Origin of the sequence: Salinibacter altiplanensis (assembly GCF_002894645.1) — a bacterium.
GTDB lineage: Bacteria > Bacteroidota > Rhodothermia > Rhodothermales > Salinibacteraceae > Salinibacter > Salinibacter altiplanensis.
The window spans coordinates 1-7,628 of sequence record NZ_NCQY01000029.1 but is presented as its reverse complement, the minus strand read 5'-3'; the positions used below and the strand labels follow the sequence as shown (position 1 = coordinate 7,628).

General features: G+C 57.1%; 7 protein-coding genes. 1 reads left to right on the top strand and 6 read right to left on the bottom strand.

What is annotated here, in order from left to right; all coding sequences use genetic code 11:
• Nucleotides 1-386: hypothetical protein (locus B7R93_RS15360; protein WP_198598673.1), on the top strand; the 386-nt coding region annotated here is incomplete at its 5' end.
• Nucleotides 387-1,052: 666 nt separating this feature from the next.
• Here B7R93_RS15360 and B7R93_RS12035 read toward each other — a convergent pair.
• The 6 genes from B7R93_RS12035 to B7R93_RS12005 form a co-directional block, all read right to left on the bottom strand.
• Complete coding sequence (locus B7R93_RS12035) at nt 1,053-1,364, bottom strand: hypothetical protein (RefSeq protein WP_157942289.1); 312 nt, start codon at nt 1,362-1,364, stop codon at nt 1,053-1,055.
• A gap of 298 nt (nt 1,365-1,662) precedes the next feature.
• Complete coding sequence (locus B7R93_RS12030) at nt 1,663-3,384, bottom strand: type IV toxin-antitoxin system AbiEi family antitoxin domain-containing protein (RefSeq protein WP_103021010.1); 1,722 nt, start codon at nt 3,382-3,384, stop codon at nt 1,663-1,665.
• Nucleotides 3,385-3,597: 213 nt separating this feature from the next.
• Nucleotides 3,598-3,942 carry a hypothetical protein gene (locus tag B7R93_RS12025; protein ID WP_103021009.1) on the bottom strand — a complete coding sequence of 115 codons (345 nt, stop codon included), beginning with the start codon at nt 3,940-3,942 and terminating at the stop codon, nt 3,598-3,600.
• 393 nt (nt 3,943-4,335) lie between these two features.
• Nucleotides 4,336-4,899, bottom strand: a complete 564-nt coding sequence (locus B7R93_RS12020) for a hypothetical protein (RefSeq protein WP_103021008.1) — start codon at nt 4,897-4,899, stop codon at nt 4,336-4,338.
• 332 nt (nt 4,900-5,231) lie between these two features.
• Nucleotides 5,232-5,861, bottom strand: a complete 630-nt coding sequence (parA, locus tag B7R93_RS12010) for a ParA family partition ATPase (RefSeq protein WP_103021006.1) — start codon at nt 5,859-5,861, stop codon at nt 5,232-5,234.
• Between the two features lie 78 nt (nt 5,862-5,939).
• Entirely contained in the window at nt 5,940-7,490 is a 1,551-nt protein-coding gene (locus B7R93_RS12005; RefSeq protein ID WP_103021005.1) for a pentapeptide repeat-containing protein, read from the bottom strand.
• Nucleotides 7,491-7,628 lie beyond the last annotated feature (138 nt).

The window sequence follows — 7,628 nt, the reverse complement described above, 5'->3', positions numbered from 1 at the left end:
GCCGCAGTGTGAAAGCGGTCACCTGTCCGTTATATCGGGTTCACTCCACTGATAAAGAGGAAATCCAACGAGAAGTCTCGAAAATCGACCCCGGACTTTCCAAACTGGTTGACTGGCTTCCAGAGTCAGAGGCGGCCCGGTATGCAATGATGACGGTCCTCATCAGTCTTATCGGGATTGTAGCTAAGCAAGGGTGGAGCTATCTAGAGTATCAGGAAGCCCAGAAACGGACCGAAATCATACGGCAGGCCATCCAAGAGGCAACAGAATGCAAATCAGAGGAGGACATTGACGAAAGGATCGAAGTAATTGTAGGAACGGAGGATGGCCCAAACAGCTCGGATGCTGAAAACCAAGATAGCACGGAGGTAGATCAAGGAGGGTAACCCTTTCCGGATCCGGAATTACATCCTCACATCGTAGCATTTGATCGGCAGATAAAGACCGGTTTCTGAGGGCCTATACCGGGCTGAAATATCACCGTTCAGCGGCGCTCAAGTCGAGGCCTGTAGGTACCTTTTTTCTGAGAGGGTGGCCACAGGAGCCCTGAGGAATTGCACCGGAGTAATTCTTCTCCGGTAGAGGAGCAATACTAGTATTACTCCTATGTAGGACCTTCCAGTGCATGCAGGCCACCGTATGCACCGGCGCCGCACATATGCACAGCATCGTATGCACGGTATCGTATGTACGGCATCGGCCCGCCCTGTGCATATGCATGTGCATCGTATGCACGTGCATATGTCTCCGATGCATACGCTTCCGCCTCCTGGCTACCGAATCTACACCGGAGTTTTCGACTCCGTTGCAGAAGCTCCTTGACACCCCGGGGGTCGATTTCGTTACATTGGAGAGTAGCGTGATGGTCGAAGGAAAGCTGGCTCGCCTCCCTAGCTGCCGCTTGAGGCGGGCCTTTTCTATGTAATACATCCCCGCCGCACGGGGACACGCCCGTATTACATCGCTTGTAATACAAGTAGTACAGGGCGAATCGTCCCGAATACGCCGGAACTGTTCTCCGGTATTCGGACCGAACACTCACCCCGCGGCGGTTACTTCGCCTCCAGGCCGGGCATGTCACCGGGGCCTAGTTCCTTCCGCCGGAGTTCCTTGTCCCGGTACACCTTGTAGCTTCCCGGCTCATGGTGCTTCGAGCAGATCCAATGCCGGGATTCCCCTTCGGTAAGCCTTGTGGTCTGCTTCCATCCATGGTCCCTCATCTGAGGCCAGACGTCCCGCTCCTTGTCGTGCCCGTCGTAGATGTCGGTCCGCCCGCAGACCGCGCACATCGCTTTGTAGCAGCGCGTCACTGCGCCGGGACGGGAGGTAGCGTTGCGTACCGGCTTGGAAGGGCGAGAAGCCATAGGGAAGATCCTCCTACATTTGGTTCGCAGATGAGCCCCAAATATACACCAGGGGGTTTTTCTGTGTCAAGTTGCGAACCAAATCGCCCCAAAAGGCAAAGACTTGTATTCTCGAGCTCGGAGAAGCGGTGCAAACGTTGTGCAACTGTTGTACAACGTTTGCACCTCGCCGCACAACTGTTGCTCCCCAAACGCTACCCTTGTTTCCTACAGGGGGGGTCGCCTTCAGACCCAAAAGATCGGGCTGTCCCCTTGATCTACATGGATCAATCCGCTCTGAGCGGGGCGGATCTGAGCCCTAATCGGCGGGAAGTGGAGATTCCCGGTCTTCGTGGCGGGCCCGGAGGTTTACGACCCGGCGAGCGGCCTCCTGGAACTGCTCGCTGCCGGAGTCCCGGCGGAAGTAGGCCCAGTTTGCCAGCTCCTTCGTCGGCACGAAGAGCGGATCCCTGCCTTGGCGTTGGGCAGTCTCCCAGTCGGGGCTCGGCTGCCGGAGGTCCTCGATGAAGTCGCACATTTCGGTGTGGGTAACGCCGACGGTTTGCTCCAGGCCTCCCCGCTTCCCCTCCGGATTTTTTGTGCCCCCCTCGCGGGAACTCTCCTCACAAGAGCCGTCGCCGTCCTCGTCCCACTCCCACCCTTGGTGTTTCTCAGTGAGGGCCTTGAACGCCTGGGCAATCGGAGCCGAACCGTTCGGCTGTCGCCCACTAGACTGCCGGACATCGGGGGACTTGTTCGGAATCGTCGGGCCGAACCACACCTCATCGATCGCGGAGTACATCCACCCTGCTGGGTTTTCGATGTCGGCTTTCTGGCGCTGGAATTCTCGGATCGCTCCCTCGACCACAGGCTTAGCCCTCCGGATCACGGCATGACGGGCCGAACCGGGCTTCATGCCGATCGGCTCGGAGCTCAGGACCCGAATCGCCTGCTCTTCCCACTCTTCGGTGACCTGGTAGGCATTGCCCTTGCCCCTCGATCCTCCCTCGGCGTGAGCATCTTCGGGGCCTGTCTCCCGCAGGCGGGTATTGTTATTACTATTCTTTTGGGGAGTAGGAGGGGCGTAAGATTTGTGGAGGTGGTGGCGAAAAAAAGAGAGATCGACGGCATACTCGTAGGCCGCGCCTCGGTGTCTTCGCTGAACGCAGAGGGCGCTTTTGGCCTCCAGCTCCTCCTGGACGCTCCGCACGGTCGGGCGGGAGAGGCCGGTCATCTTTGCCAGGTCCGGGCCCGAGAGCTCCGTCGTGCGCTTATACTTGACCGTGCCCCCTTCCTTGGTGGTCCAGCCCCACGTTGCACGGAGCGTGCAGAGAAGAAGTGTGAGGGCACTGTGGGAGAGCCCCTGGTGGGCGTGGAGGAGCGGGGCGGGCACTGGGGTGTACCGGCCCTTCGGGACCTTCAGGCGCCACCGGTACGCCGTGGGCTGCCCCTCGCGCTTCCTCTGGGCAATCCATCCGCGCTTTTCGAGCTTGCCGGCGGCCCTCCGGAGCGACTCCCGCGACATGCCGAGCCCCCCGGCCTCTTCCTTGATGTCCCCGGTCGTAAACCACCGGGAGGAGGACCGAAATCGGCCCAGGTCCTCCACCCATGAATACGCGGCCCGGACCATGAGGAGGCAAAGGCGCACCTCGCAGCCGGTCAGCTCATCGAGAGCGTCGAGTACCCGATCGGGGACCGGGACCCGCGTGAGGTCTGCGGGAAACGCCTCGTAGGAAGGGCCCTTCTCTTCGTGAATCGACCCTTTTTGAAGCGACCGGGCCAGCCGGTAGGTGTGCCCCGGCTCCGACTCGTGCGGGGCAGAGGGGACCTTTAGCGGTTTTTCGCCGGAAAGGCGGGGCGAGGGAGCGGATTTTTGCCCTGTGTAGGGGGCGCCGTCCCCGGATATTTGGGCGAAAAGGCCCGGTTTTTCGGCGGAAAGGGGGGTTTTTGGGGGCGTTTCCGGGTTTTTCCCAGGGAAGAGTTGCGTTTCGGATCCCTGGCTGGTAGCCTCTGTAATAGATCCAGCGGCGTTTTTTTGCATGTCCTTACCTGGGTGCATTAACGTCGCTTCCCTCCGGACCGTGCTGAGGACACGGACCGGAGAAATCGAATTTATTTCGGTGACGAGAGGCTCACCCCTTCGGGGTGGGCCTTTCGTATTTTATGTCAGTCGTAGCTTAAGCACTGGCAACCGTTAGATCCAGCAAATCTACCATACGGCGATTGAGAGCGCCATACGACGGAATAACAGTTCTCATAGGGAAACGCGTCGAAATGCTTTCTGGGCCTCTTCCACTTCTTCTCGGCACCACTTGAGAAGCTTCTCTTCAGCCTCAGTGCGTTCGACAACCTTCTGCGTCTTGGTACGCCCAAGTAGGCGGCTAATCAGTCCTCCTGCTGGAATCTCACGCTGCACCTCCTCCCCGGTCTTCTCTCTCGCAATCTGTAGCCGATTTTCCGCTTTCTGAAGCCGGTCGAGCGCTCTCCCTAAACGGTTCTCCGACTCCTTAATCTCTCCCCTGACGCCTTCATTCCTCTCCGAAACAGTAGGTACTTCGGGGAGCAAGATGCTTTCCTGCTGCCCATCTGGCTCTTCCATGCGAGATTCCTCTCTCCCGTCAGCGCTAGGGTCGGATGAGCCGCCTTCTGTTTCCTCTTTTACTGGCGCCCTGCCTTCAGAAACCGTTAGGTCCGCTCCCGAGGGCAATTCTGTCGAATTGTATCCTTTCTTCTGGTGCTCTCGAGGGTTCTTCTCACGGCGGCCCCGGCGCTTCGGCCTATCCTCAGCTTGGGCTTTCCGGTAGGCTTCCTCCAGCTCTTTACCGTCTAGCCCATGCCCCATAGACAAATGCCCCCACATCCCTTGCGGGCTATACCCCTCTCCGCACTCTGGACAGACCTGCATTATGATGGTTTAGCAGTGAGAGTACTGCTGATTAGCGTCGGGAGAGGGAAGTATAAGCTAGCGCTAGCGTTTCCCTTGGAATGTATGTTAAAGCTCCTTCAGCGCCCATGGGAGCCACTTCAGTGAATCTATTTTCATAAGGAGATCCATCGCCCGCGCAAATCTCTCTGGCGTTGAGGAATAGTCCTCCCTCACGATATCTATGAGGATAGAGACTATCCTCACGTGTGTCGCCATAAGGGGAAACTTTTCTCTGAGTCGCCCTCGTGGGAGGTCTTCAAAGTCAATCCAAGGAGCATCAACAACCATCCAAAACATGTCGGCTTCATCGAACGGAACGTCTTCAAGGACCGAGGAATCGAGCGGTATGTCCTCGTGACCCAAATCAGATAGCTCACCTTCAACAGTTCCATTCATCACCTCGTCGGGATACTCGGCCTCGAGATTCGTGAACACGTCCTCTCCCTTGTTCTCACGAATCCACTTCACCCCCCAAAGCACCCGGCGAAAAAGTTCGTTTTGAGAGGGAGAGGCACGGCCACTGCTAGCCTCCTCCAGAAGATCGAGAAGAAATCTGGGCAGACGGATGCAGCAACGCTCCCCATCTCCGATGTAGAAGGTTTCCCCTACATTGAACGTTTTCTTCTTCATGCGTGCCTTTTGACTTGTTAGCCAAGTTTGTTGGGGTGGCCTATACTCGGCCTGGCGTCACTTCCTTGCTTCATCCGTCCAGATATGAGTATTTACTCTTCTGGGTAGTTGGGTAGGTACTCTATCAAGGCTTCCATCATCACGGTTTTCATCTCAACACCACGACGAGCCGCTTCCATCCGTACAGCTCGGTGCAGGGATTCTGGCACATTGGCGTTGAGGCGCTTTGTGGGCTCTTCCGCCGCCTGCTCAGATTGCTCCCGAGCCTCCCTGCTCTTTCCTGTTTTTCGGCCTACAGCGTCCGATAGATCACCGTGCTTACCCATAGTTGTTTACTCATTTGAGTTTGTGAGTAGGTCGATCACTTCAGTCGTGAGGGATTCGATCTCCTCCGCCGCTTTCCCGCTGGTGTCGAGCACAGACAGCCCTGCCCCAAGTGCTTCTGGGTATGCTACACGGTGGCCTGTCCGGGTGTCCAGCACGCGAACCCCATAACTCTCGAGAGCGCCCCGTATGGTCGCTGCGAGGTTTGTCTGGGCCACGGCACGGCTCACGACGAACGCCGCGTCCGGGCCACCTGCGACCTTCTGACGAGCCTCGATGATATCGAGAATGTCTTCCGCGGCCCAAATATCTGCCCCCGACGGCTGGACGGGAATCAGAATCAGATCTGCTACCTTCACCGCCGATGTTGCTAGCTCTGTCATGCGGGGCGCTCCGTCAATCACTACAACGTCGAAGGAGCCACTCAGCGCCGGGACGTTCGTTTCAAGGTCTTTGGTCGCCTCATAGGTTGGGGGTGTATCGTCGCCGCGCGCTGCCCACTCAGATGCGGTCTTCTGCGGATCAGCATCCACAAGGGCAACCCGATACCCTCGCCGTTGCACGCCACAGGCGAGGTTCGTTGCGATCGTCGTTTTGCCCGATCCGCCTTTTTGATTCAGTACAGCGACGACACGCATGAGTAGAAGTGTATATGAGTAGACAATCGCCCTCAATCTATCGGCTCCAGGCACTTTTGTCAAGGCGCACACTTGTCCCTATCGCTTCACCCGCTGCCGGAGGGCTAGAGCAAGAAGCGCAATCAGGACCGGGGAAATAGCCCGCTGAACCAGATTTAGTGCACGGGGACCAATCTGGTGAAACCCCGCCGCCCGTACAGGGAACAGGGTTGCTTCTCCACTAAGCACAAGGGCATCCCACCAGTTTCCGAGAGTCCAGGAGGTGAGCCACACCGAATCCGTTACGCCTCCCATGGACAGGTACCCAAGAGCACAGACGAGTACCAGTGCGACAAGCCAAAACGCAGCAGGCAGCGCCCGCTCGCCGTATTTGCTGAGGGCGCGGTAGACGGTAAGAAGGAACTGCGCTCCCCAGTGAGTCTGGGAGTTTTGGCGTCGAGCGACCTTCTCCCCGATGTGGAAGTCCCCAGCACGCGGAAAGTCCCCACGGTCTTCGTAATTGGACTTGAGCTGACGGTAGAGGCGTTCGATTTCCGGCCACGGTGGAGTCGAGTATTCCCCTCGATTTTGGCCGTAGGCCTCGTCGTAGATGCCGACACGTCGGAACCACTCATCGAAATATCGCCCATCACTAGAAACCTTCTCGCACCACTTCACGCCGGTAAACTCGACATCCCTCAGATCGGTGCGGAGGAAGGAGCAGCGGCTCAGGTCTGCGTACCGGTAATGAAGAGAGGACTCTGGAGCGACGGTGACATTCCTGAAGTTGACGTTCCCGCCAGCGAAGACGCGGTTCTCTTCGCCAGTGCCACTGAAGAGTACATCACCATTGAATTCACAGCCCGTGAATCTGGCTTCAACAAACTGGTCCTTCTCTTGAGACTTGAAGCACTGGTCGAATAGGACCCTATCCTCAAAGGTGCTCCTCTCGAAGTAAGCCTTCTTAAGAACGGCGTCTGTGAAATCAACTTCCCCGAAGGTAGCGTTGTGGAAGTAGGCTCCTCCGAAAATGGCACCCTCGAATTCCGCTTTCTCGAAAGTAGCGTGCCAGAAAGCAGCCTTCTCGAAATTAGCGTTCTCGAAGTTGGCCTGATTGAAGGTAGCGCCTACAAAGTCGGCCCCCACCGGGTCAGCCTCCTTGAAGGTAGCATTGTTGAATAAGACCTCCTCGAAGGTGGCACTCTCGAAAATAGCCTTTTCAAAGGTGGCGTCCCAGAAGTGGGCAAAATCGAAGTCGGCGCGTCTGAAGTCGGCTTCCTCGAAGGTGGCGTTCTTGAAACTGGCACTGTCAAATTTAGCGTTCTCGAAGTTGACCACACCGAAGGTAACGCCACTGAAGTAGGCATTTCCGAATTCAGTGCCCTCGAAATCAGCCTTATCGAAGGTAGCATTCTCAAAGTTGGCTAACTCAAAGGTTGCGCCCGTGAACTCAGCCTCTCCAGGAAACACCATCAGTCGAAAATCTCCTTCGTGCTCCTCCCGATGCTCTTCGAGAGCCTCCTCGAATCGGTTTTCATCTTTATCAAGATCCTCGGAGTGAAGGATGCACTTGCCGTCGTGTTCTTCCAGGGCTTTGCAACCGCAGACCTCAGCGTGCTCGCAGTCTTCAGTAGAAATGCGGCCCGACATGGCGGAGAGTTGACCGTTGAGAAGAGAGGGCCAGTTTTCCGCTCGTACAGCGCAGTGTGGGGAGCGTTTACAGGCTACCTATCACCCCAAGAATCGACCCCTCACGTCCCTCCTCAGAACGAGACATAATGCGCCTTA